17 protein-coding genes and 1 tRNA gene are annotated in these 23,457 nt (G+C 65.4%); 9 read left to right on the forward strand and 9 right to left on the reverse strand.

Features of this window, described 5'->3' with window-relative positions:
- Positions 1 to 21: 21 nt before the first annotated feature.
- Entirely contained in the window at positions 22 to 300 is a 279-nt protein-coding gene (locus LVJ94_44970) for a PilZ domain-containing protein (protein ID WXB04048.1), read from the reverse strand.
- A 220-nt stretch (positions 301 to 520) separates the two neighbouring features.
- Here LVJ94_44970 and LVJ94_44975 point away from each other — a divergent pair, with 220 nt between their 5' ends.
- Positions 521 to 2,713, forward strand: coding sequence for a TIGR02266 family protein (locus LVJ94_44975; protein ID WXB04049.1), 2,193 nt, complete (start codon positions 521 to 523; stop codon positions 2,711 to 2,713).
- Positions 2,714 to 2,782: 69 nt separating this feature from the next.
- Here the strand turns inward: LVJ94_44975 and LVJ94_44980 are convergent, their stop codons facing one another.
- From LVJ94_44980 to LVJ94_44990, 3 genes are read right to left on the reverse strand one after another with little or no spacing between them, the layout of a single operon-like run.
- Complete coding sequence (locus tag LVJ94_44980; protein WXB04050.1) at positions 2,783 to 3,181, reverse strand: hypothetical protein; 399 nt, start codon at positions 3,179 to 3,181, stop codon at positions 2,783 to 2,785.
- A 13-nt stretch (positions 3,182 to 3,194) separates the two neighbouring features.
- Positions 3,195 to 3,560: a hypothetical protein gene (locus LVJ94_44985; GenBank protein WXB04051.1), complete on the reverse strand. Its 366-nt coding sequence runs from the start codon at positions 3,558 to 3,560 to the stop codon at positions 3,195 to 3,197.
- Positions 3,561 to 3,582: 22 nt separating this feature from the next.
- A complete protein-coding gene (locus LVJ94_44990) occupies positions 3,583 to 4,656 on the reverse strand; it encodes a hypothetical protein (GenBank protein ID WXB04052.1) in 1,074 nt (357 codons plus the stop codon).
- 266 nt (positions 4,657 to 4,922) lie between these two features.
- On the opposite strand from LVJ94_44990, the gene LVJ94_44995 reads away from it, so the two are divergent.
- The 4 genes from LVJ94_44995 (at position 4,923) to LVJ94_45010 (ending at position 9,766) form a co-directional block, all read left to right on the forward strand.
- A complete protein-coding gene (locus tag LVJ94_44995; protein WXB04053.1) occupies positions 4,923 to 6,182 on the forward strand; it encodes a sigma 54-interacting transcriptional regulator in 1,260 nt (419 codons plus the stop codon).
- Between the two features lie 46 nt (positions 6,183 to 6,228).
- The gene (locus LVJ94_45000; GenBank protein WXB04054.1) at positions 6,229 to 7,800 is read left to right on the forward strand and encodes a serine/threonine protein kinase; all 1,572 of its coding nucleotides are present in this window, start codon (positions 6,229 to 6,231) and stop codon (positions 7,798 to 7,800) included.
- A 46-nt stretch (positions 7,801 to 7,846) separates the two neighbouring features.
- Positions 7,847 to 7,917, forward strand: a tRNA-Gln gene (locus LVJ94_45005).
- Positions 7,918 to 8,179: 262 nt separating this feature from the next.
- A complete protein-coding gene (locus LVJ94_45010; GenBank protein ID WXB04055.1) occupies positions 8,180 to 9,766 on the forward strand; it encodes an IPT/TIG domain-containing protein in 1,587 nt (528 codons plus the stop codon).
- Positions 9,767 to 9,795: 29 nt separating this feature from the next.
- On the opposite strand, the gene LVJ94_45015 is transcribed toward LVJ94_45010, so the two are convergent.
- Complete coding sequence (locus LVJ94_45015) at positions 9,796 to 10,467, reverse strand: HAD-IA family hydrolase (protein ID WXB04056.1); 672 nt, start codon at positions 10,465 to 10,467, stop codon at positions 9,796 to 9,798.
- Positions 10,468 to 10,515: 48 nt separating this feature from the next.
- Here LVJ94_45015 and LVJ94_45020 point away from each other — a divergent pair, with 48 nt between their 5' ends.
- The 3 genes from LVJ94_45020 to LVJ94_45030 all read left to right on the forward strand — a co-directional run bounded on the left by LVJ94_45020 (position 10,516) and on the right by LVJ94_45030 (position 15,864).
- Positions 10,516 to 11,205 carry a CPBP family intramembrane metalloprotease gene (locus LVJ94_45020; protein ID WXB04057.1) on the forward strand — a complete coding sequence of 230 codons (690 nt, stop codon included), beginning with the start codon at positions 10,516 to 10,518 and terminating at the stop codon, positions 11,203 to 11,205.
- Positions 11,206 to 11,238: 33 nt separating this feature from the next.
- On the forward strand, positions 11,239 to 12,384 hold the full coding sequence (locus LVJ94_45025) for a beta-eliminating lyase-related protein (protein ID WXB04058.1): 1,146 nt from the start codon (positions 11,239 to 11,241) through the stop codon (positions 12,382 to 12,384).
- Between the two features lie 63 nt (positions 12,385 to 12,447).
- Entirely contained in the window at positions 12,448 to 15,864 is a 3,417-nt protein-coding gene (locus LVJ94_45030) for a serine/threonine-protein kinase (GenBank protein WXB04059.1), read from the forward strand.
- Here LVJ94_45030 and LVJ94_45035 read toward each other — a convergent pair.
- Positions 15,812 to 16,720, reverse strand: coding sequence for a hypothetical protein (locus LVJ94_45035; protein ID WXB04060.1), 909 nt, complete (start codon positions 16,718 to 16,720; stop codon positions 15,812 to 15,814). The two genes, LVJ94_45030 and LVJ94_45035, sit on opposite strands and share 53 nt — an antisense overlap.
- Before the next feature lie 93 nt (positions 16,721 to 16,813).
- Here LVJ94_45035 and LVJ94_45040 point away from each other — a divergent pair, with 93 nt between their 5' ends.
- Entirely contained in the window at positions 16,814 to 18,307 is a 1,494-nt protein-coding gene (locus LVJ94_45040) for a glycosyltransferase family 39 protein (GenBank protein ID WXB04061.1), read from the forward strand.
- Here LVJ94_45040 and LVJ94_45045 read toward each other — a convergent pair.
- Genes LVJ94_45045 through LVJ94_45055 form a run of 3 tightly spaced genes read right to left on the reverse strand, consistent with a single transcriptional unit; the run spans position 18,300 to position 23,452 of the window.
- Positions 18,300 to 19,181, reverse strand: a complete 882-nt coding sequence (locus LVJ94_45045) for an SDR family NAD(P)-dependent oxidoreductase (GenBank protein WXB04062.1) — start codon at positions 19,179 to 19,181, stop codon at positions 18,300 to 18,302. The two genes, LVJ94_45040 and LVJ94_45045, sit on opposite strands and share 8 nt — an antisense overlap.
- 6 nt (positions 19,182 to 19,187) lie before the next feature.
- A complete protein-coding gene (locus LVJ94_45050; GenBank protein ID WXB04063.1) occupies positions 19,188 to 21,995 on the reverse strand; it encodes an SRPBCC family protein in 2,808 nt (935 codons plus the stop codon).
- Positions 21,996 to 22,000: 5 nt separating this feature from the next.
- Complete coding sequence (locus tag LVJ94_45055) at positions 22,001 to 23,452, reverse strand: lipase family protein (GenBank protein WXB04064.1); 1,452 nt, start codon at positions 23,450 to 23,452, stop codon at positions 22,001 to 22,003.
- Between the last annotated feature and the right edge of the window lie 5 nt (positions 23,453 to 23,457).

A 23,457-nucleotide genomic window follows, 5' to 3' on the forward strand; every position in this document is an offset into this window, starting at 1 on the left:
GATGCGTCGGAGGCGTTTGACCTAGCCGTCGAACACGAAGGCGGCGATGAGTTCGAAAAGGGCCAGGACCTTGGGGGCGTCGGTCGGTTCGAAGGCGACGCCGAACCGGGTGGGCTCCAGGCGGGTGGCCGGCCGGACCCAAGCAACGCGGGCGGGAATTTCCAGGGGATCCCAGAGGCTGGGCGCGATGAAGGAGAGGACCACGCGGTCGTCCCCCCGCAGGACGGTGCCCGGCATTTCCAGGCCGGCGCCGCCCAGGCTCATGTTGTGGACCCGGGCCTCGGCCTGCCAGCCGGCCATGGGGTGGACAATCCCCACGACAAAACGCACCGGCTTGCGCTCGTGTACCCGAAAAGGGCGCTCTACGCTGTCCCTCGACCCATGCCCCATCGGCTCGTGGGGAGGCTACCACCCTCCTCCCCTTCTCTGGGGACCTTCTGGGGGCGGATCTGGAACACCATTGGCGTAACGAACCGCAAACCGGTTACCATGGCACGGCGGAGCGAAGAGAGACCCATCCATGACCCAGGACACCCGCAAAGATCCGCGTGCGAAAATCGTCAGCTTGAATGTCCGCTACAAGAGCGCGACCGTCGACGAATTCATCGAGAATCACTCGCACGACGTAAGCAAGGGCGGAATCTTCATCAAGACGTCCACGCCCTTCGCCCAAGGAACACTGCTCAAGTTCGAGATTCGCCTGGCCGGTGACCAAGCGGTCATCGCGGGCGTTGGGCGCGTGGTGTGGAAGCGGGAGCCTTCGCAAGCCAGCGCCGAGCGGCCGGGTGGCATGGGGGTCAAGTTCATCAAGATCGACGAGAACTCGCGCGTGGTCATCGACAAGTTGGTCGCGGCCAAGGAAGACGCGGGCTCGGCGTTCACGTCGGAGTTGAAGGAGCCGCTGGCGGCCCTGCGCGAGCGCACCACCACAGGTGCGAATCAGGTGCTCGGCGCCAAGGCCGAGCGGCCGGGCAAATCGACGATCATGGGCATGGGTTCGCTGCACCCGGAGCATGCGCCGGCGACCAGCGCCCCGAGGCCCGCAGCTGGTAATCCGCCGGAGCCGCGTGCACCGATCAGTGCGACGGCGCCACGAACCGGGGCGGGAGCGCCGGCCGCGCCGAAGGCGGGAGGGTTCTTCCCGCCGACGCAGCCGGAGCTGGAGATGCCGCCGCCAGAAGAGCGGACCATGATGAAGCAGGCCGAGGAGCTGCTGGAAGAAGCGCTCAAAGGTGCCGGCGGATCCATGGAGGAGGTGGGGAACAACCCGCTGTTTGCGGCGGCCAAATCGCTCCCGGGGACCGCGCCCAAGCCTCTGTCCAATCCGCCGCCGCGCTCGGGCCCGCAGCCCACGCCGAGGGCCGATGCCGCTCCGCCCGCGCCCGGATCGGCGCCCGCGGTGAAGCCGCCGTCGGCACCGCCGCCGCGTCCGGGAGGTATCGTGACGCCGTCGCCGCTCTCGGCGAGCTTGCAGGAGAAGCTCGGTGGGGGACCGCCCCCGGCGCCGCCGTCCGTGCCGCGCCCTGCGCCGTCGGCACCCGCCGCGGCTTCCGGCTCGACGCGTCCGCCGTCGATGCCCGCGCCGCCCCGGCCCGCACCCGTTGCACCGTCGGCACCGCCCGCGGCGGTCACCGCGCTGGTGGACGATTTGCTCGCCGATCCGTTGCCGCCGGTGCCGAAGGCGCCGTCGCTTCCGGCGGAGGCGTTGAGGACGCCGACGGCCGTGCTCTCGGAGCCGCCGCCGAAGGGCCCATCGATTCCGCCGCCCGCCGCGCTGTTCTCGTTCGAGAAGACGCAGGAGACGGGCGAGGAGCTGGAGAAGAAGAACGACGCGGCGGTTCCATCGTCGCTGGTCGTCGAGTCGATCCTCAAGTCCACGCCGCCCGCAGGGATGGACGCGGTCACGAAGGAGGGCGTGCGTGCTCCGTCGGAGAAGCCGCCCGCCGTCGCAGCCCGCCTGCAAAGCGAGCGGCCGCCGCCCGCGCTGTTTGCCACCGAGCCGTCCACGTCGGCGAAGGTGGAGATGCCGCCGCCGGCTGCACGCGCCGTCAGCGAGCGACCGTCGCCGCTCAAGTTGATCGATCCGCCGGAAGAGCGCCCGATGGGCATCTCGGCGATGGCGAGCCTCGCGGCCGACGGTGCGGAAGTCTCGGGCGCGAAAAAGCCGAATTGGCTGCTTTGGGGTGGTCTCGCCGTGGTGGCGGCGGGTGCGTTGGTCTTCTTCTTCACGAGCCAAGGCTCGTCGACGGGTGAGACGGCGCCCTCGGCCAGCGTGTCCGCGGCGCCGCCGCCGAGCGCTTCGGCCCCGCCGACGCCCGCGCCCGCCGAAACCGCAACGGCCGCCGCCGAAGTCGACGCCGGAGCAACCACCGCCGCCGAAGTCGACGCGTCCGCACCGAGCACCGCGCGCGGTGCCGCCGCCGCCGCGACGGCGACCGCCAGCGCGACGCCAACCGTTGCCACGGCAACAGCCGCACCGGTGGTGAAGCCCCGCCCCGCGCCGAAGCCGAAAGAGACCGCCACCGCCGAGGAGCCTTCCTCGCCGCCGGCATCGACGGCAACCGCCACGGCCACCGCCGCCCCGACGCCCGCGCCCGCCGCAACGTCGACGGGCACGTCGAGCGAAGGCAGCACCGCACCGACGAGCAGCGCCAAGCCGAAGCCGCCGACCCCCAAGCCGGCAGCCTCGGACGAACTCGAGAATCAGCTTTAGGCCGTTTGCCCTGAAGGGGCTCCCACGGATGGATCGCCGAAGCCGGCGCTCCATCCTCAGGGGAACGCTTTAGCGGATACCGCAAGATGCCGCGGTGAAGGACTGCGGCGTCTTGGTGCATGCGCATTGGCGCTCGGCGTCGGACATGCAGAGGCCGTAGTCGGCGGCGCCGCCGACGACCATGCAATGCGGGGCGGCGGCGGGGCATGCGCGCGGCACGATGCCGCCGCATGAATCGTGTTGCGGCGCGCAGAAGTCGTGCTCGCCGTTGCCTTCGCATTTGAGTCCCTGCGGGCAATCATTCGTGCCGGCCTTGCAACTGTCGCCGAGGCGTCCGCACGTACCGCCGTTGGAACCCGTGTCGGTGCCGGCGTCGCCCGTGATGCCGTTCGAGCTGTCACTGCCGCTGCACGCGATGAACGAGAACGCGGCGCACATCACGCTGCTGAATCGAAGGAAGGCATTCATAGGGACCTCGTTTTCAAGGGCACGTTTCGCCAGATGCTTTGCACAAGGTGTTGGGCCTGTTCTTGCCCAGGCAACAGATCGTACCCGGGGTGCTGCATACCGAGCAGAGATTGCAATCGCCGGTCTTGCACTCGCTGCCCCCGCACGGAACGCTGCCGCAACATCGCACCGTGCCGGGTGGCGCCACTCTGTCCCCACACATGGTGATACCTGCATCGTGGGACGGTGCGCCATCCTTGCCCGCGTCCCCTGCATCCCCCGCGTCCCCCGCATCGGTGGTGGGCTCCTCGACGAAGCGCAGCTCCGGCACCGAGCTGCATCCAGCCATCATCGCGAACGCGAACACTGCGACCGTGGCTCGGTCCGAACGACGCACCATCGCGCGAGTGTACAACGGGGCGTCAGAACGTGGCGGTCAGGACGAATTGGCCGCCCGCAGGTGCGACACGCCCCGAGATGTTCAACGCCCGAGCCGATGCTTGCGATGCGCGGCTCGACGAGGGCGCCGACAAGAGCAGATACGTTCCCACGCCAACGCCAATCACTCCGACGCCTGCAAGCACCGCCGCGACGGTGCCCTTCGTCTGCGCCCCATCGTGGAGGCTCTCGAGCTCGGACCTGCGGGCGATCGGGCATCGGCCGTCGGGGCATGCGTCTTCGAGCGACGATATGTCGGACTGGCGCATGACCAACGTCACGGCCGCGCCGACCAGGAACGCGGCCCCCGCGCCCGCGGTGATCCAGCCCGCCGTCCGCCGCCCGGATCCCGGGTTGGACTCGGACTCCGGCGCGGGGGTCGGAATGGGATGGGGCGCGCCATCGGCGGGCGCATTCTGGGGCTCTGCTTTCACATCCTTCGTATCGCTCCCGACCTTCCCGTTGCTCGTGTCCCTCGGCTCGACATAGGGCACGACGACGGTGGTCCGCGCCCGCTCGGGCAAGGTCACCCGCGTTTCGAAGGCCATTTTTCCCTGGGAACTCGCGGTGATGGCGTGCGTGCCGGGGTCGAGCGCAATGGGCTTGTCCAGCTCACTCGGTTGGACCGGCTGACCATCGATGGCGACCTGGGACTTGGGGCGCGCCTCGGGAGCGAGCACCAGCGTCACCTGCGGGATGCGCTCGTTGAGCGAGCCCGTGTGCTCCTTGGCCGCGCGCACGACGTCGCGATCCTTGCCGTCGGCGCCGAGATCGATGGCCGCTTGGTAGGCGACCATCGCCTCCTTCAGTTTGCCGAGACCCTCCAGGCAGCTTGCGATGCGGTAGCGGACCGGGACGGTGTCCCGGACCTTCGCGACGCGTCGGAACTTCTCCAAAGCCTCGGCAAAGTTCCCTTTTTCCTCGTCCTTCAGGCCTTCGGCGAAGAGCTTGCGTGCCGAGGCCAGACGGTCGGAGGCGGCAGCGGCGCCATCATCTTCTCTGTTTTGCGCATAAGCCGTGTTCGGAATGGAGAGTGGCAAGAGAGCCAGCGCAAGCATGACGAGACCGCAGGCTGGAGTCCGTCTCGGGAACATTTTTGCCAAGGGTACGCGCCCGGCGACTCGAAGGAAACGCACTCGGACATCAGAGAGGAAAAAGGCTAGAGACACGCCCTCGTTCACACGTACGATATCTTCTCCTACCCATGACCAATCCATCATCGCGAGGCGAAACAGAGGTTAACGTTGGACTTCGTCCGCGGACGTTGGTGGCCATTCCGCGCCTAACGGCCATTGCAGGACCGGCCAAAGGACGCGCATTTGCAATGGCCAATGCGCTCGCGACCGTTGGCCGCCATCCCACCAACGACATGGTGCTCGACGATCCGCGCGTGAGCGGCGTGCACCTCCAACTGCAACGCGTCGACGATCACATTCGCCTGCGCGACGCGGGCAGCACCAACGGCACGTGGCTCGGACAGCACCGTGTGATGGAGATCGAACTCGGGGCCGGTGCAGAGATCACCGTCGGCTCCACGATCCTCCAAGTCGATCTCGACGACGCAGCGAGCACCTCGCCACTCAGCGTCAACGACTCGTTCGGTGTGTTGGTCGGCCGCTCGACGGTGATGCGCGAGCTGTTCGCCACACTGGAGCGAATCGCCCCGAAGGAGATTGGTCTTCTCATCCAAGGTGAGACCGGGACGGGCAAAGAGGAGGTCGCGCGTTCGATTCACATCAAGAGCCTGCGCGCGAACAAGCCGTTCATCGTCATCGATGCCACGGCGCTGCCCGAGACGTTGGCCGACTCGTTGCTCTTTGGACACGAGAAGGGAGCCTTCACCGGGGCTGCCGAGCGGCGGGTCGGATTTTTCGAAGCAGCCGACGGCGGCACCATCTTCCTCGACGAGATCGGCGAGCTGTCTGCACCGCTGCAGTCCAAGTTTCTGCGCGTACTCGAACGCCACGAGGTCACGCGCGTCGGCGGGCAGACCCCCATTAAGGTGAACGTGCGGGTCGTCGCGGCCACGCACCGCGATCTGCGTCACGAGATCGAGGCGGGCCGCTTTCGAGAGGACCTCTACTATAGGTTGGCGCCGGTCCGCATCCTGCTGCCGGCCCTTCGCGATAGACCCGATGACATCCCGGTGTTGTGCGACCGCCTACTCTCCTACATCGGAGATGGGCGTCCGAGCCCGCTAGTCATCGATGCATCCGCCGTGCAATTCCTGTCGTCGCAGCCGTGGCCTGGAAATGTCCGTGAGCTGCGGAATGTGCTGGCGCGCGCCGCGGCATTGGCGACGGACAATGTCATTCGGCGTGTGGATGTCGCAGGAGAGGGCTTCGGCTTCCGCGGCATGCGCGAAGAGCGGACGCCACTCGACCTCACGGGCACTTTTGGTGCCGCAAAAGAGCGCGCCATCGAACGATTCGAGTCGGCGTACCTCGCGGCACTCATGAAGCGTTGTGCCGGCAATCTTTCGATGGCATCGCGCGAAGCCGACCTGGCCCGACACCACCTCCGAGAATTGCTTCGCAAACGCGGGCTCTACGGCATACCTTGGGATCGCGAAACTGACGTGTGAGCCTCGCGTCCAAAGTAAGGGCGTGGAATAATCTTAAGGCCTTCACATGGGTAACGCCTTCCACATGGTCTCGCCGCCCGTCAGAGAGCCGTTTCAGAAACTCCGTTCGCACGATCGGCTCGGCGGAAAGTACATCCTCATTCGGCGCATCGCGCTCGGTGGGATGGGACAGATCTGGATTGCGCGCAACGAGATGACCGACGCGGAGGTCGCGCTCAAGGTTCTGCGCGCGGACATCGACAAGAGGATCCAAGTCGAGCCGCGTTTCCGACACGAGGCGCGCCTCGGGGCGATGCTCTGCCACCGCAACATCGTGCGCATCTTCGACTTGGTCGAAGAGCCCGATGGTTCGCTGGTCCTCGTCATGGAGCTCCTGAGGGGCGAGACGCTGCGCCGCCACTTGAAGAAGAAGGGGCCGCTCTCCGCCGAGGAGGCGATTGCGATCCTGCTGCCGGTGCTGTCGGCGTTGGAGCACGCCCACGAGATGGGTGTCGTGCACCGCGACATCAAGCCGGCGAACATTTTCCTCGCGGTCGATCCGGACGGGCACGTGGTGCCGAAGCTACTCGACTTCGGGATCGCGAAGGTGCCGCAGGGCGGCAACGGGGTGCAGACGCTCGATGGGCGCGTGCTCGGAACGCCGCGCTACATGTCGCCGGAGCAGATTCGCTCGGAGGCGAACATCGACGGGCGGAGCGACGTTTTCAGCCTCGGCGCGGTGATGATGGAGATGCTCACGGGGCAATCTCCCTTCGTGGCGGAGACGCCGAGTGCGTCGCTGGCGTCGGTGTTGGAGACGCTGCTCGATCCGGATCCGCGGATCGATCCGCGTCTATGGTTGGTGCTGCAGCGCGCGCTGGCGAAGCGGCCGTACGAGCGATACGCGCACTGCGCGGAGCTCGCGCAGGCGTTGCGGGAAGCGATCGGCGTGAGCGATCACGCGCTGCTGGCGAACTTGCGCCGCAGCAAGCCGCCGCCGCGCATCTCCACGACGTTGAGCATCCATCGACCCGACGAGCCGCTGCGCAAGGGCCTGGCGACGCCGGAGAACGGTGTGCGCATCCCCGGCGATTCGATGGACGACGACTACGACTCGGACGAGGACGGCAGCGACTACGCGATGGACGTGATCTCGCAGTCGGAGAGCTCGTCGAGTGAGTCGATCTCGGGGTACCGTTCGAGCCAGCCGTCCGTGCGCACGCGGGGCTTGGGCATCGCGGAGATCGCGAGCACGGTCGACGAGAACGGCAAGGAGCAGCACCATCTGCGGATTTCGCGGGGCCGTCTCATTGCCTGCGGTGTCGCCGCGGTGGCCATTTTGGCGCTCGTCTTTTGCGGTGGTCTCTATTTCCACGAGGCGCACGACCGGGTGACGAACCGCAACGCCGCGGCCGCGCCCCCGCCGCCGCCTCCCACGACCGCCGTGACTCCGGCTGTGCCCGCTGCAGCCGCAGGCGCGGTGGGCGCGACGCCGGCCGCCGCGGAAACGGCTGAGCCTGAATCCACGGAGGCACCGGCCACGAGCAACGGTTCAGGCCGTCGTGATCCGCCCTCCACGCGCCCCTTGCGGTCCCCGCGCCCTGCAAAAAAGGACGTGGCGAGGACGCCAGGGTTCTGAAGGATCTAGCCGACAAGGCTGTGTCGATGTAGCTTTCGCGTCTCTTTCGGGCATCGTCTAATGGCAGGACAGCGGATTTTGGATCCGCTTATCAAGGTTCGAATCCTTGTGCCCGAGCCTCTTGTTTCGGTGTGAAAACGCCGAAACCACCGCTTGGTCTTCGTCGTTCCTGTACTGCGCAAAGCCTTCGTACAGAAACGAGCGAATCCCTGCCGCTGTGATGGCTCGCTCGAGCTTCCGCGAGCAGGTCGAGACGTTGGTTCCACGCTATCGGCGTGGGGACGTCGAGGACTAGGATCGCTCATTTGGTTTGCCGACGGACGTCGCCCATTGGCGTGGCGCGGTGGGATGGGTTGTCGGCGCGGGGAAAGGGAGGGCGATGATGGACAAGCAAACGAGCATCGGCGTCAACGAAAGTGGGGGCGCGGCGGCTTGGCCTTGGAGCAAGCCAACGGTCGTGGGGGTCGGCCCGAACTGTGGCCCGTCGGCAGGTGGCATCTCGGTGACGATTCTCGGCAAGGGGTTCACCAACGCCACGGCCGTCGCGTTCGGAAGTGTGCAAGCGCAGAACTTCACCGTTGATTCGGATACGGAAATTACCGCCACTTCGCCGGCCTACACGGCAGGAGGCACCGTCGACGTCACCGTCACGACCTCGAAAGGAACGTCGCCCGTCAACCCGCCGGCGGACCAGTTCACGTTCCTCACCTCCACGAACATGACGCAAGTCATGATGACCCTCGCGGCCTTGGCCCCCACCGGTGCGACCGAGCGCCCATCGGGGGAGAGCGTCGAGCAGCAACAGGCGCGCATCCTCGCGGGCATCAATGCGCAGCTCGCGAATGCCAACCTCGCCACGGGCAACGGTTGGCGCGCGATCTGGGTGGGACTCACGCAAGACCGCGCGAACCTCGTCTACATCGCCGAGAACATGCCCACGGTGGCAGGGGCGGCGACCTACGCTGTCTGCTTCCGAGGGACGATGGGCGGATCCCCCATCGACAGTGCCGAAGACATGGACGTGGGAACGCTCCTCCCTTTCGGTCCTTTTGCTTCGGGGGGTTCATTGGGGAACATCTCCCAGGGCGCGATGCAGGCCTTCACGGAGATCATCATGAACACGGGGCTCGTCGCCGCACTGACGGGGCTCGTCACCGCGCAAAGCACGGGGCCAACCATCTATGTGACGGGGCACAGCCTCGGAGGTGCCTTGGCAACGACGGTAAGCCTGTACCTCGCCGCCCAGACGTGGACGCCGACGCCGACCCTTCAGGTATTCACCTTCGCGGCCCCCACGGCCGGCGATGCGAATTTCGCCAATAGCTTCAACACCCAATTTCCGCAGGCGATGTGTGAGTGGAATCAATACGACCTGGTTCCCAACGCTTGGCAGAACCTCGTCAATGGAGAATCGCAAAACCCGCCCACGCCGGAAAGTGTGGAGTTCTTCTATCCGGGAATGAACGACCGACTTTTGAGCGCAGAAATCAAAAAGATCGTCCAAAATATCGCGAGCAAAGCTCCGGCGATCAACCCCTATACGCAGCCGACCCAGCAGCCGGCGCTCAATGCATACTTCGCATATTTCAATCCCAATCCCGCCGATATCGGCACCTTGGACGATTGGCTGACCGAAGTTGCGTATCAGCATGCGAACAACACCTATCTGACTTTGCTGGGAGCACCTCCGCTTCCGACCGTCGCGCCAAGCATCGCATCGATCTCGCCCAGCAGCGGGCCAGCTCTCGGTGGCACCGCGATCACCATCACGCCGGTCGGTGGCTCCTTCAGCGCCGATAGCCAAGTCGACTTTGGCGTCGTGCCGGCAGTGCGTGTCGAAGTCAACTCCAACGGCACCATCACCGCCACGTCACCTCCCGGCGTCGGCGTCGTCGACGTGACGGTGACCAACATGTTCGGGACCTCCGCGCGGGTTGTTGCCGACCAGTTTACCTTTACACCCTAGGCTACCCGCGCCAACGTCGTGGGGCCGTCCTAGATTGGCCCCGCGACGGGCGTCGATGGCGAGATCGCGCCGAGATCCAGATCGTTCACGCGGTCGAAAATGAACACGGCGCCGAGGGCCTCGAGCTCGTGGCGGAGGGTCGCGCCGGTTAGGACGGCGGCGAAGGAGGTGCCGGCGCGGCGGGCGGCTTCGACGTCCATGACGGCATCTCCGACGTAGAGGCACTCGTGGGCTTGAACCTCGAGGACTTCGAGGGCGCGGTGGATGCCCTCCGGATCGGGCTTCGTTCGGGTGACATCGTCGCCGCCGATGATCACGCCGAACAACGACAAGAGATCCTCCTTTTCGAGGATCTTGCGAAGCGTGGGGCTGATCTTGGTCGAGACGATGCCGAGACGAAGGCCTCGTGCGGCCAAGGCGTGCAACGTTTCGCGGACCCCGGGGAAGAGCTCCGTGAGGCCCACCATCACGTACCTTGCTCGTTCGAGGTAGAGCTCTTTGAATCGGATGCGCGCCTGCTCGTCGTCGATGCCACTCAGGCGCGAGAAGGTGTCGGGCAACGACAGGCCGATGGTCCTGCAAATCGCATCGTCCGAAGCGAGCGGAATGCCCATGACGGTGAGCGCGTGCGTGACGCACGCAATGATTCCAGGGGACGAATCCGCCAACGTGTAGTCGAAGTCGAACAAAACGGCCTTCATCGGTGCATCGTGAGCATGGGGCGCCGGCCGAAACTTGGCAACCGCCCCATGACCTTGGCCGATGACAGGACGATGAGCACCCTCATTCGAGAGCGACGCGGGCCGATCGATCGCGCGCTCGTGCTTTTGGCGGCGTTGGGTGTCGTGTACGTCGCGCGGCAGGTGGTGACCCCGCGCTGGCGCGTGTGCATCGACCCGTGGGTCCATTCGCTCCCGAGGGACGCGCGGACGGTCGCGGGACACGTCTTGGTGTGGACATTTCCCATGGCCATTTTTAGCGGCATCACGCTAGCGTTCTTGATTCGTTCCCGGCGGTTCGAACCGCTGTCGCTCACCCGCGACCTTCGACGTGCGGTGACCGATGCCCTTTGGGCAACGCTCATCGGGGTGGTGGCAGTGGTGGCGGTGGCAAAGGGCATGGGCCTTCCGTTCGGGTTCAGGATCCGCGGCTGGGTGCTCGCAGCCAATGTCGTCTCCAATGGGTACGAGGAACTCGTCGAGCGTGGCCTCATTTTCACGGCCGCGTGGTACGCACTTGGATCACGCCTGGCCGCGGCACTCTTCTCCGGGCTGGTCTTCGCACTCGGTCACGAGCAGTATCCTCTGCCGCTGCGCGCGGTCGTGGCGTTCGGCGGCTTCATCTGGTCGTGGATTTATGCGCGAACGGGGAATTTCCTGGCCCCTTGGCTTTCGCACCAGCTGGCCGACATGGTGCTCGACGTGATCCTCCTCACTTGATTGCCGTAAACACGTTCGTCGAAAATGGCCACCATGAACCATCCGCCCGAGATAAAACGTTCGCTTTGTTTGCACGGGCCGCCGGTGCGGCACACGCCTCGCGAGATGCTGATGCGGCTCCTCGAGCGAATGCCACCGGACACGCCCGGGTCGGGGCCGCTCGGGCCCGTTGCGCAGCTGGAAGAGCGGGTGGCGCGGTTGCTCGGAAAGGAGGCTGCGCTGTTCTTTCCGACCGGGACGATGGCGCAACAAGTCGCGCTGCGCATTCACGCCGAGCAGCGGGGGCGGAGCACGTTTGCCGCACACCCTCAATGTCACCTCGCCGTTTGGGAGGATAATGGCTATAGCGTCATTCACGGTTTGCGATTCCAGCCCGCGGGCGATCCGCACGCCTTGTTGACGCTCGAGGATCTCTCCGAGGTAAAAATACCCCTCGCGGCCCTCGTCCTCGAACTGCCCCAACGCGATATCGGCGGCCAGCTTCCGAGCTGGGCGTCGCTCGGCGAACAGGTGGCCTGGGCGCGCGAGCGCGGGGCGGCCGTGCACATGGATGGCGCCCGTTTGTGGGAAGCGCAAACGTTTTACGAGCGACCTTTTTCGGACATTGCGGGGCTCTTCGACTCCGTTTACGTGTCGCTCTACAAATCGCTGCGCGGTATTCGGGGCGCCGTACTCGCGGGCAGCAAGGAGCTGGTGGCCGAAGCCTCCGTGTGGCGCATGCGCCTCGGCGGGAGCATCCCCGATGCGTGGCCATTGGCCGCAGCCGCGCTCTTGGGCCTCGACGACGTCTTGCCGCGCATGAAAGGCTTTCGCGATTATGCCATCACACTTGCCGCGGCCATCAATCGCGATAGCGGTGCGCATACCCTACCCGAGGACCCGCAAACGCCTCTTTTTCACGTCCATCTTCCCGCCTCCAAGCGGGCCGTCGAAGCCGCGGCCGATGCGATATTGGCCGAACGCGGCATCCAGTTGTTCCGACGCGTGCTCCGTTCGCCCGACGAACGCTCTTGTCGATTCGAAATAACGATTGGCGAGAATGCCATGGATTTCACACCCGACGAAGTCGTCTCCCTCCTCCGCGAACTGCTCGACCGCGCCAATGCCAACGATCGGGCTTCACGATCACACGGCAAAGATGCCGCCTCAGGGTGTGAGCCAATCGATCTCCGCCGTTAAGGTGGCGCCATCTTTCGGGGGGCGACAAGATCAATACCAGGTGATACGCTTCCATACGCCGGGGTGAACAATCGCCTAGCCAATGGGGCTCGCTTGGACGAGCACACGACGCTTTTTGCCGGTCGATTCCAGATCGAAGGCGAGGCGGGTGCCGGCGGCATGAGCGTCGTCTATCGAGCGATCGATACGGCGAGTGGCAAGACCGTAGCCCTCAAAGTGCTGCGCGAAACGGGACACGCCGCCCTGCGCAGGTTCAATGCCGAGGCCATGGCCCTGGAGAAGCTGCAGAGCCCCGCGATCGTTCGCTACATCGACCACGGCATCACCGACGACGATCAGATGTATTTGATCCTCGAATGGATCGACGGTGAATCGTTGAGCGCGCGCCTGCACCGCGGGCAGCTCGACATTCGCGATACACTGAAGCTCGCACGGCGCGTCACCGACGGCCTCGCGGCTGCGCACGCTCTCGGGATCCTGCATCGCGATATCAAGCCGAGCAACGTCTTGTTGCCCAACGGTGACCTGGGGGAAGCCAAGGTTGCCGACTTTGGATTGGCGCGCACCATGGGCGATCCGGTTCTCGCCGAGGGCGTCTCGACGGTCACGGCCACGGGACGCATCGTTGGAACGCCGGGGTACATGGCCCCGGAGCAAGCGCACGGCATCTCGGACTTGGATGAGCGCGCCGACCTCTTTTCGCTCGGATGCCTCCTGTACCGGTGCCTGGCCGATATCGAAGCCTTCGAAGGCTCGCGCGCCCTCACCACACTCGCCCGACTGGTGCTTTTCGAGCCCGCGCGCGTGTCCGAGATGCGCGCGGACGTTCCCCCGGCGCTCGATGAACTCGTAGCCGCATTGCTCGCAAAGAAGCGCGCCCAGCGCCCAACCTCGGCGGTGTCGGTGCGCGAGATGCTCGAGCACATCGCCCAGGACATCGCCGCGGAAAGCGCACCGCGCGCGGCGAGACCCCGCATGCGCGAATCGACGGCCCCGCAGGGCGCCGTCTTCGGGCGCTACATCCTCGAGGGACGCTTGGGCGCCGGTGGAATGGGCGAGCTGTTTCGTGCGACCGATACGAAGTTGGAGCGACCGGTGGCGCTCAAACTGCTGCGAGGCTCGCCCGATCGCGCGACCTCGGCGCGCTTGGTGCGCGAAGGGCGAGCGGCGGCGGCGTTGACCCATCCCAACATCGTGACCATCTACGACGTCGGCGAGCACGAAGGCATCCCCTTTTTGGCGAGCGAGTGCATCGACGGCAAAGACCTGCGCACGTACGTGGGCGATCCGTCGGTGGACCCCGAGCGCAAGATGCGCTGGCTGCACGAGATCGCGCGGGCGCTCGGGGCGGCGCATCGCGCGGGCGTGGTGCACGGCGACGTAAAGCCGGACAACGTGATGATCGCCGATCACGGGACGATCAAACTCGTCGACTTCGGCCTCGCCACCGCGGTGCCGGGATGCGTCGTCGGTACGCCGGCCTACTTGGCCCCCGAGCAGATTCGCGGCGAGCCACTCGATGGCCGCACGGATCAATTCGCGTGGGCCGTCATGGCGTACGAGCTCATGACCCACCGACTCCCGTGGCCAGGTGCCGATCCCTTGGCCAGCATGGCCGCCGTGCTCGAACGCGAGCCCGATCTGGCGGGTCTGCCGCCGGCACTCGCGCCCGTGATCGGGCGCGCGCTCCACAAGCGGCGGGAAGAGCGCTTCCCCTCGATGGAGGCGCTGGTCGAAGAGCTCGACGCTGCGGCGCGACCGCCGGCGGTGGGTCAGCGGCTCGGTCGAAAGGGCAAGGTGCTCCTTTGCATGACCGCGCTCGCCGCCGCCGGGTTGGGACTCGGGCTGGGGGCGCGCAAGCCACCTTCCGCGCCGGCCCCTGCCCCGTCGGCGCAGCCCACGTCGGTCGTCGCGCTTTCCCTTTCACCATCGTGCGCACCGGCGGCGGTGGCCGTGCACCGCGAGGGCCTGAACGCGCTGCGCGCGGCGAATTGGAAGCAGGCGACGACGCTCTTCGAAAAGGCGGCGCAACTCGATCCGGCGTGCCCCGAGACGCAGCTTCGGCTGACCGTCATTCCGCGAAAGCGCTGGCCGCGTGCGCGCCAGATCGAACAACTGCGTCACACGCTGCCCATGCGCGACGCGCTGAGCGAGCGCGATCGGCTCGTGCTGGACGCGTTCACCGTGTTGATCTCGCCGGAGGTGCCTGCGGAAAGCGAAGCGGTGCGCCTTCTCGACGAAGCCGTTCACCGCTTTCCCGAAGATGCGGAGCTTCGCGTGCTGGCGACCCTGCGGCGCTCGGCCGTGCCCATGCTTCCCGCCCAGCTCGAAGAGGCCCTGGCCACGATCCGGCACGCGACGGAAATCGATCCAGGCTACGCGGATGGCTGGCAACTCCAAGCCACCGTGCTTTGCCGGCTCGGGCGCCACGAGGAGGAGATTCGCGCGCTCGATCGCTGCCTGGAGGCGGCGCCGGGTGCGGTCGACTGCATGGAAGACCGCAGCGCGGATCTGCGCCGTGTCGGCCGTTGCAGCGAAGCGACCTCGCAAGCCCGCCAATGGGTCGCGTGGGACGGCGAGCAGCCGTGGGCGTACCAAGAGCTCGCCGATGCGTTGGTGGGGAGCGGGGCCTCCGGCGAAGGCATCGAGGAAGCGCTCCAAATGCGATGGAAAGACCTTCCGCCCGACGGCCGCGAGCTCGCCGAGCTCGGCGATCGGGCGCGGCTCGCGATTTGGAGCGGCCAGTTCGAAACGGCGCTACGCACCGCGGAGGAACTGGAACAGCGTGCCGCCGGCGCGCGAACCGTGGAACCGCATTTGCTCGCGGCGCTCGACCAGGTCGACGCCCTCACCGAGCTCGGACGCAGCGCGGAGGCCGCCGTCGTGGCCTCGAAGTTCTTGCGGCGCCACGAGGCTTGGATCCGCGGCGATGCGGTCACGCATTCCGACTACACGAAGCCGTTGCTCTTCGCCGCGGCGCTCGAACACGGGCAGCTTTCGCGCGCGGAATGGCAGCAGGCCACGGACGAATGGGAGCGTGCCACCCAGCCGAAAATCGACCCGTTCAAGCAATGGGTCATGCGCTGGGGGACCGCCGTCGGGGAGCACATTCAAGCCGCCGAGGCCCTGCGCAGCGATCCGCGCGCCGACGGGGGCGCGATCCCCATGGTGGACAACGAGCCCGGGCTCATTGGCGTGCTCGAAGCTTACGAAGGGCACATTCACCTTCTCGCGGGCGACGTGGCCCGGGCGATGCCGCTCCTGGAGACCGCCGCGGGAACCTGCATGGGCCTGCGCCACGGTGCACTCCGCGTGCGGGCTCACCTCTGGCTGGGTATGGCCAGAGAGAAGGCGGGCGACGTTCCCGGGGCCTGCGATGCGTACCGATTCGTCCTGGAGCAGTGGGGCGGGGCGAAACCTTCCTCGGTCACGGCGCAACGGGCACAACAGCGCAGCCAATCTCTTCATTGCTCGAAGTAGGAAAAGCTTTGAGCACTTCGTCGATGGCGGCTTTTCCACCCGAGGACAAATAGTCCCGAAGCGGCGTGAGTTTGCGCGCAATGCCGAGTTCACGCGTTTGTCCGGTCGCCACGTAGGGCTCGTACGCATTGGCCACTTGGAGCTCGGCCAGGGCGGAGAAGTCTTCGCGGGAGAGCGTATTCGCCATACCGCCGGCCGGCTCGAAGAACTCGACGCGGGTGATCGGAGCCCCGGTGTCGCGCGTCCCGAGTGCGAAGTGGCAGGCGTTCATGAGGCCATACAAGGCGATCCAGCGATCGGTCTTTTCGCCGACCATGCGCGCGACACGAGCGCGGTCGGCGGATGAATGGTAATCGAGCAAATCGATGACGTTGTATTCCGTGCCATAGATGGCATGAAAGAGTCCCACGAAGGCGACGTCATCGGGGTGCCCCCATTGGCGGAGAATCTCGTAGACGCCCACGAAGTGGTCCATGCACATGGCCACGGAGTGGTCCACCTTCTCGAGCTGGAGATCCAGCATGAACATTTTGATCTTCGGCTCGAGATCCGCTGCCCGAAGGCGCTTCAGCGCCCGAATGCGTCGCTGGTTGAACTCCTCGAGGGCCGCAGCATCCGCGAGGGCGGCCCGGTAGCCACCGGCCACTGCGGGCGCGCGACGGAGGATGTTCGGGTTCGATGTGAGCACCGACACGAACGCGTCCGCGTCGACCTTCTCGGCCATGCGCCGGTCGATGATGGCGTTTACCTCGGACTCCGTCACGGTTTCCGACCCAGCGTCCCCCTTCGACCCGGCGCACGCGACGAGATGGACGGACACATACGAAAGCAGCTGCAAAAACGCGCGACGTTGCATGCGTTGTCCTTAGCTCCCGCGCGCAGCCCGATCCGTCGGCAAATGGTAACGATGTGTATCGATTCGTATCGGGCGCCATGCAAAGATGCTCTCGTGCCCATCGTACTCGCAGCGATCACGCTCGTTTTTCACCTGCTGACCATCCGCGGGTACGGCTACTTCCGCGACGAGATGTACTACCTCGCCAATGGCGAGCACCTCGGTTTCGGGTACGTGGAGCATCCGCCGCTGATCGGCATCATCGCGGCCCTCGTGCGCGCCGTTTTGGGGACCTCGCTGTTCGGCATTCGGCTGACGCCCGCGCTCGCTGGAGCCGCGACCGTCGGACTCACGGCGCAGTCGGCCCGCGAGCTGGGCGGCGGGCGGTTCGCGCAAACCTTGGCCGGGATCGGGATGATGCTCGCCCCCGTCGTGGTGTCGCTGACCAGCATTCTGTCGATGAATGCCTTCGACATTCTGTTCTGGGCGATTTGCGTCTGGCTGGTGATTCGAATTCTCAAAACGGACGACACGCGCCTCTGGCTCGTGTTCGGCGCCGTCGCAGGCATCGGGCTCGAGAACAAGATCAGCATCTTGTTCCTGGGTTTCGGCGTGGGCGTCGGCCTGGTGCTAGGACGCCGTTGGAACCACCTGCGCAGCCGCGGGTTCTGGCTCGGGGCCGGCCTGGCGGTGCTGTTCTTCGTACCCTACGTCGTCTGGCAGCAGGTGCATGGTTGGCCGCTGCGCGAATTCATGACCCGCGCCCGCGAGCTCAAAAATGTCGCGCTTTCGCCGGCGAGCTTCGTGCTCGAGCAATTCCTGCTCATGGGGCCACTCTCCGCGCCGCTCTGGCTCGGGGGGCTCGGCTACTTCCTCTTTTCCCGCGAGGCCGCGCGCTACCGTGCGCTGGGGTGGGCTTACCTCGCGGTGCTCGCGCTCTTCCTCGTGGCCGGCAATGCGAAACCGTATTACCTCGCCCCCGCCTACACCGGCTTGTTTGCCGGCGGCAGCGTCCTCGTCGAGCGGCTTGCGGCGCAACGCAAGTTGCTGCGCGCCGCGGCCATCACGCTGGTCGGGGGCGGAGGATTGCTCTCCTTGCCCTTGGCAAAGCCGGTCTTGTCGGAGGACGCACTCGTGCGTTACATGGCCGCCATCGGGATGAAGCCCTCCTCGGGGGAGCGGCAAGCCTTGGGGCGCCTTCCGCAGCTGTTCGCAGACATGCACGGCTGGCCCGAATTGGCCGAGACCACCGCGCGCGTCTATGCGGCACTGCCGCCGGACGAGCGGGCCAAGGCCTGCATTTTCGCGCAGAACTATGGACAGGCCGGTGCCATCGACCTCTTTGGTCCGCGCTATGGGCTTCCGAAAGCCATATCCGGTCACAACATGTATTGGATCTGGGGCCCGCGCGATTGCACCGGGGAGGTGCTCATCGTCATCGGCCAGCGACGGACCGAACTGGAGCCGCTGTTCACCAGCGTGGAACTCGGGACCATGTACACGTGCGTGGATTGCATGCCCTACGAGAACGACAAGCCCATATGGATCGCGCGCGGCCTTCGCATCCCGATGAAGGAGCTCTGGCCGCGCGCGAAAAGCTTCATTTAAGTTGCAGCATTTCGGCCATGCCGAGGGCACGGAGGCGCTCGGCTTGGATGCGATCCGTGGCGGAGTTGAGGTCCTCCAGCAAGGATTTGGCGAGCCGCCCCACGACGGTGCGCAAGGGGCGCTTGCCGTGCGGTGTCTCGATGAGCGCCGCGATGGCGTCGGCGACCTCCTGCGGATTGTCCGTGGAGGCCGCCGCCGTCATGCCGCGGACGGCGGCCGCAAGCAGCTCTTTCCCGCGCGTGTAGGACTGCACGCGCGCCGTGTCGTCGGCCATGATGGCGTTTTTCGCCAACGATGTCCCATACCCGCCTGGCTCGACGATGACCGAATCGATCCCCTCCGAGGCCAGCTCGTAGCGGTACGTTTCGGCAAGGGCTTCGGCCGCGAATTTCGCCGCCGTGTAAGGACCGAAGAAGGGCAGTACGTACCTCGCACCGGCGCTGGTCACCTGGACCAACAACCCCGATTTACGTGCCCGCAGGATGGGAAGCGCCGCGCGATTGACCCGCAGCGGGCCAAAGAAGTTCAGCTCGAAGGCCTTGCGTGCCTGCTCCACGCTGAAGGACTCCAAGAGCCCGAACGCCGTGGCGCCCGCGTTGTTCACCACGACGTCCAGCCGGCCCGCATCCGCCATGACGTGGTCGATGGCTTTGCGAACCGAAGGATCGTCGGTGACGTCCATTTCGATGGCCTGAAGGGCCAGGTTCTCGCGGGATGCCAACGACGCCAGCTCGGCCGCCGCCCCCGCGTTCTTGTCGGCGATTCCGCGCATCGACGCAAAGACGATGTGCCCTCGCCGGGCGAGCGTCTGGACGAGCAGCCGGCCAAAGCCGGTGCTCGCCCCCGTAATCAATGCCACGTACGGAGCGCTCATGGCACGTCAGATCGCGACGCTGGTCGCGATGCGGAGAGGATCGAGGTAGGGATACGGCTGCTTCCCGAGCGCCTCGAGCGCGAGATTTCGCTCGTTGATGTCCGAGGAGATCTTCTGCAGGTTCTCCTTGAAGCGCCGGTGGATCTCGGGAAACTCCTTGGCCAGACCTGGCGAATTCCACAGCGTGTCGATGGCCGGTGTGGTCAGCAACATGGCGAAGCTGACTTGGAAATTCGACACGAAGAAGTTGGGCAACGCCTGGAAGTAAATGAAGTCCATCGTGATGTCGTCCTCGCCCTCGGGCATCTTCTTCAAGGTGGAGTCCGGACGGTTCGGGATGTACGACAGGTAATCGATCTGCGGGAAGTTCACCGCAGAGTGGAACGCGCTCGCCTGAAAGACGATGTTCGTGAGGGTGCGCACGAGCTGCGTGCGCGAGGTGATGGCCCTCGGGAAGCCGGGTATGTCGGCTCGATCGGGGGCGCTCGTTTCGAGGGCCCATTGCTGGATCAAGGCGTCGGCGGCCACCGCGTTGTCGTTGGCGTAAACGGCATTCACCACTTCACCGATGTACGTCTCGAGTGCGCGCCAGATCTTGAAGCCGTCGTCGCGGTAATAGTAGCCCTGCACACCGTCGGTGCCCGCCTCGTCGAAGCCGCGCGCGGCGAGGTCCTCGGGGAAGCTGTTCGCAGTGAAGTCGTACATCTCCCAGGCGGAGAGGAAAAGCTGCAGCGCCTGCGCCGTGCCCGGGGCGAACGTGGTGTCGGTGAAGGCACCCTTGGGCGCGACGAGTGTCTGCCTCGCCATGTAATTGATGCCGATGGTCTGCCGCATATGCGGGTCGAGCAATCGGCCAATCGGATGCTCCGGGTGCGCATAGAAGATATTGTGGTGCGCAATGATGAAGGGCTCCATCGCCAAGTGCGCAATGCCCAGGTGCGAGATGAATTGGTGGTACTGGTTGTCCGCACACGCCACTTGAATCTTCGCGTACAAGTAGCGATTCGGCGGGGACGAGGCCGCGGTGTACACCACGTTGAGCCCCTGGTTGCGCGTCAATTGGATGCCCACCAAATTGAGCCGCGAGGTGCCATCGTCCAGAAGCTCGCGGTACACGAGGACGATGGGTGCGTAAAAGACCATATTGCGATAGAGCTTGAGCTCCGCCAAGAGCGCATAGTCGAGAATGAACAGCCGCCGATCGCGGATGAGTTCCTCGAGCGATTTGCCCTGCGCACTCAGGCTCAGAAGCGCCGGCGGAATCTCCGCCAGACTTCGCACCGTGCGGATGACCAGCGGATGGAGACCCTGAATCAGCTGCCGACAGAACTCCGCATCGTCCTTCCAATGGTCGACGACGGCGGGCTGCTTCTTCACCCAGCCGTGCAGGAAGGACTCGTACGGGTCCTTGCGCTGCAATAGCGCGGTCTTGAAGCGCTCGACCAAATTGAATTGCGAATAGGCGTACTCGAGTCCGCGCTGGAGCATGGCGCCCAGTTGCGGCGGGGTCAAAAGCTCCTGCAGAGGGAGGCCCTTGACCATGCGCGGGAGGTTTTCCAGCGGCACGTCGGGGATCTGCGCCAGACGCTTGTACCGCTCGTACGAGTACACCGCCTGGTCGCCCTGCTTGATGCTCTCGATGACCTGCTGCGCGAGTGCCAGCGCCTGGCCGGCCAGACCCTCGATGGTGTTCTGCACACCGGCCGCTGCGCGCCCGATGTCCAAAAGCAGCGTGCCCGCGAGGTCGGTCGCGGATTGGCCATTGCCGAGGTGCAGCGCCGTCCCCACCGTCTGCGACAGGTAACGCTGCGCCACCGATTCGATGTTCGCGAACGCCATGTCGAGCATGCTGATCTCGAAACCGAGTTGCCCCAGCGGCGGGACGAACTTCCCCAGGCGGCTGCCCAGGGTTTTCGCCAGGGACATGGTCTCGCGCAGCACTTGGAACTCCGGCCGTCGCCGCACGGCGATGACCAGCTCCCCTGCCGCCGCGCCGTGAAGAATCACGGTCAGCTGGCTCCAATCGGTCCCGAGCGCCGACGGAATTTCCACCTTGGCCGTGCCGAGCAACGTATCGCGTCCGAGGCTCGCGCTCCAGATCGAGATATCGATGTTGCGATCCATCGCGCCGAGGTTGAACTGCAGATTCTCGTTCCAGCGCGGACGGGTATTCAGCGGACGAACGCGCGTGCGATGCGACTGCGACGAGCCGATGCGCGCCTCGACGTACGCGTTCGGCGGCACCACGCCCCAGATCGGGTGGAGCGTGGCGCCCACGACGCGCACATCGAGAATCTCCACGGCCGGATTGAAATACCGGGCCAGCGATTCGATGGCGCCGTAGTAGGCCTGCCGCTGCGTGAACTTGACCACCGGGAGAAACAGGGGATTCACCTTCGTCTCCGACGACCAGCGCACCTCCGTCTCCAGGTCGCTGACCGCGTGCATTTGCACGGTGGTGATGGCCCGCTCGATGGGAATGGGCACGTCGCTGTCGACGAATTCGTATTGCTCGGTGTACGTCGAGTCATCGCGCAAGATGAGACGTTCCCGGTACGTGCGGCCGTTCGACTTGAAGTGCCGCACGGCACCCACGACGTCGTGCCCCGGGGGCTCGAGCTTGACCCAATCGTAGATGGGCCACCAGCGCATGATCTCCGGCCCGAAAGGCCGGAAAAGCTGCCATACCAGGTTGATGGGGGCGCGCACGCTTCCGGCCACGATGACATCGGCACCGGCGGGCTCGGGTTGCACGGTGTCGTAAACGGGGGCTTCTGCTACCTCGATTTGGCTCGAAGTCGACATTTTCAACATGGCGCTCACCTCCAGGCTCCAAAGTCAAAGTCCGATGTACGACGGCGGGTGCGATCTCGATAAAGGGAGCGGCGTTTGAAGAGACTATGGAGTGCCAGGTAGTGCGGAACGAATTGCATCGCAACGCTGGCGGACACGCGGTACGCTCGCTTGAGTCCTAGGGAAACGGGGTTGAGAGCTTTGGGAATGCGGAGCACGCGAGGCTCGGCCGCTTTCACCTCGGCGTCGGCGGCGGACAAGCCGTCGAGGGCGTCGTCGTCCTCGATCTTCGGGACCACCGCGGGCATGGCCGCGCGTTTCGCGTCCCCGTTGCCATTGCCCATCGCTTGCTTGGAGTGAAAGGCCTTGGCCACCTCCATCACGGCGTTGCGAAGCTGGTCGTCGTATTGGAAATGGGCATTCGCATCGAGCTCGTGCTGCAGTTTGAGGAGCTCGGGGTAAGCGGCCGTGTGCTGGTAGATCATCTGCCCGAGATAATCTTTGAGGAAGCCGCACGTTTTGCCGCCGCCGAGGGGCTCCGTCTCGTGGAGAATCTGGAGGTAGTCTCCGCGCGACGCGAGGACGGTCGTGCTCCATAGGAGCAGGTTGATGAGCCAATCGGGGGTGATGTCGGGATCGTAGAGCTGGGGCAACTTCTTCAGCGCCACCTCGGTCCAGCCGTGGGGAACCACGTCGAACTGGTTCCATACGCGCTTCGTGCTCGCGCCCAGCTTCAAATCGTAATATTTCGCCCAATCACGGTTTCCGGGTGACGGACCGGCGAAGGGATACACCTCGATGCGGGATTTGAGGTTCGGATCCCACGGCGGCGTCGCCACCTCGTCGGAGGCGTGCTGCGTGTCCGAGAGCCAGAGGGCGAGCGCCGGCGAAAGCGCTCCGCCGAGGCTGTGGCCGGTGACCGCCACGGTGAGGCGCGGGCTCGGATTGCGCCGGACTTCGTTGGCCAGAAATTGGTACAAAGTGGAGCCCGCGCCCGGGATGCCCCGGACGGGCTTGGAGTTTTGCAGGGCTTGGAGGCCGCGCGCGGTGCCCTGCGAGATCTTGGGTTTGAGCCCCGGCGGATGCGCGTTGTACGGCCAGGCCATCTGCCGGATGACGGCGAAGTCCTGAAGCACCCAATTGGTGAGCGAGACGGGATTCGTCCCGCGGATGACGATGGCATACTGCGACGGGTCGTGGATCGATTGGACCACGAACATGAGATTTTCGTCGAAGATCGTCAAAAACCCATCGTAGCGGGCAGGTCCCCAAATGACCTGCCAATTGCCCGCTACGGGCGGAGTCTTCGCCAGGGCTTTGTTGATTTGATTGAGGATTTGTGCCGAGGTTTTCGCATCGTCCAGGATTTCGAAAATACCCAAATAGGATATGAACGAAAGCGTGAGCATGACCTGTTCACGGGTATACGCCCCTGGGCTCCCCACGGAATGCACCTCGTCGGCGGTGCCGTTCACCATCTTTG

The organism is Sorangiineae bacterium MSr11367 (assembly GCA_037157805.1).
GTDB classification, from domain to species: Bacteria; Myxococcota_A; Polyangia; order Polyangiales; family Polyangiaceae; genus Pendulispora; species Pendulispora rubella.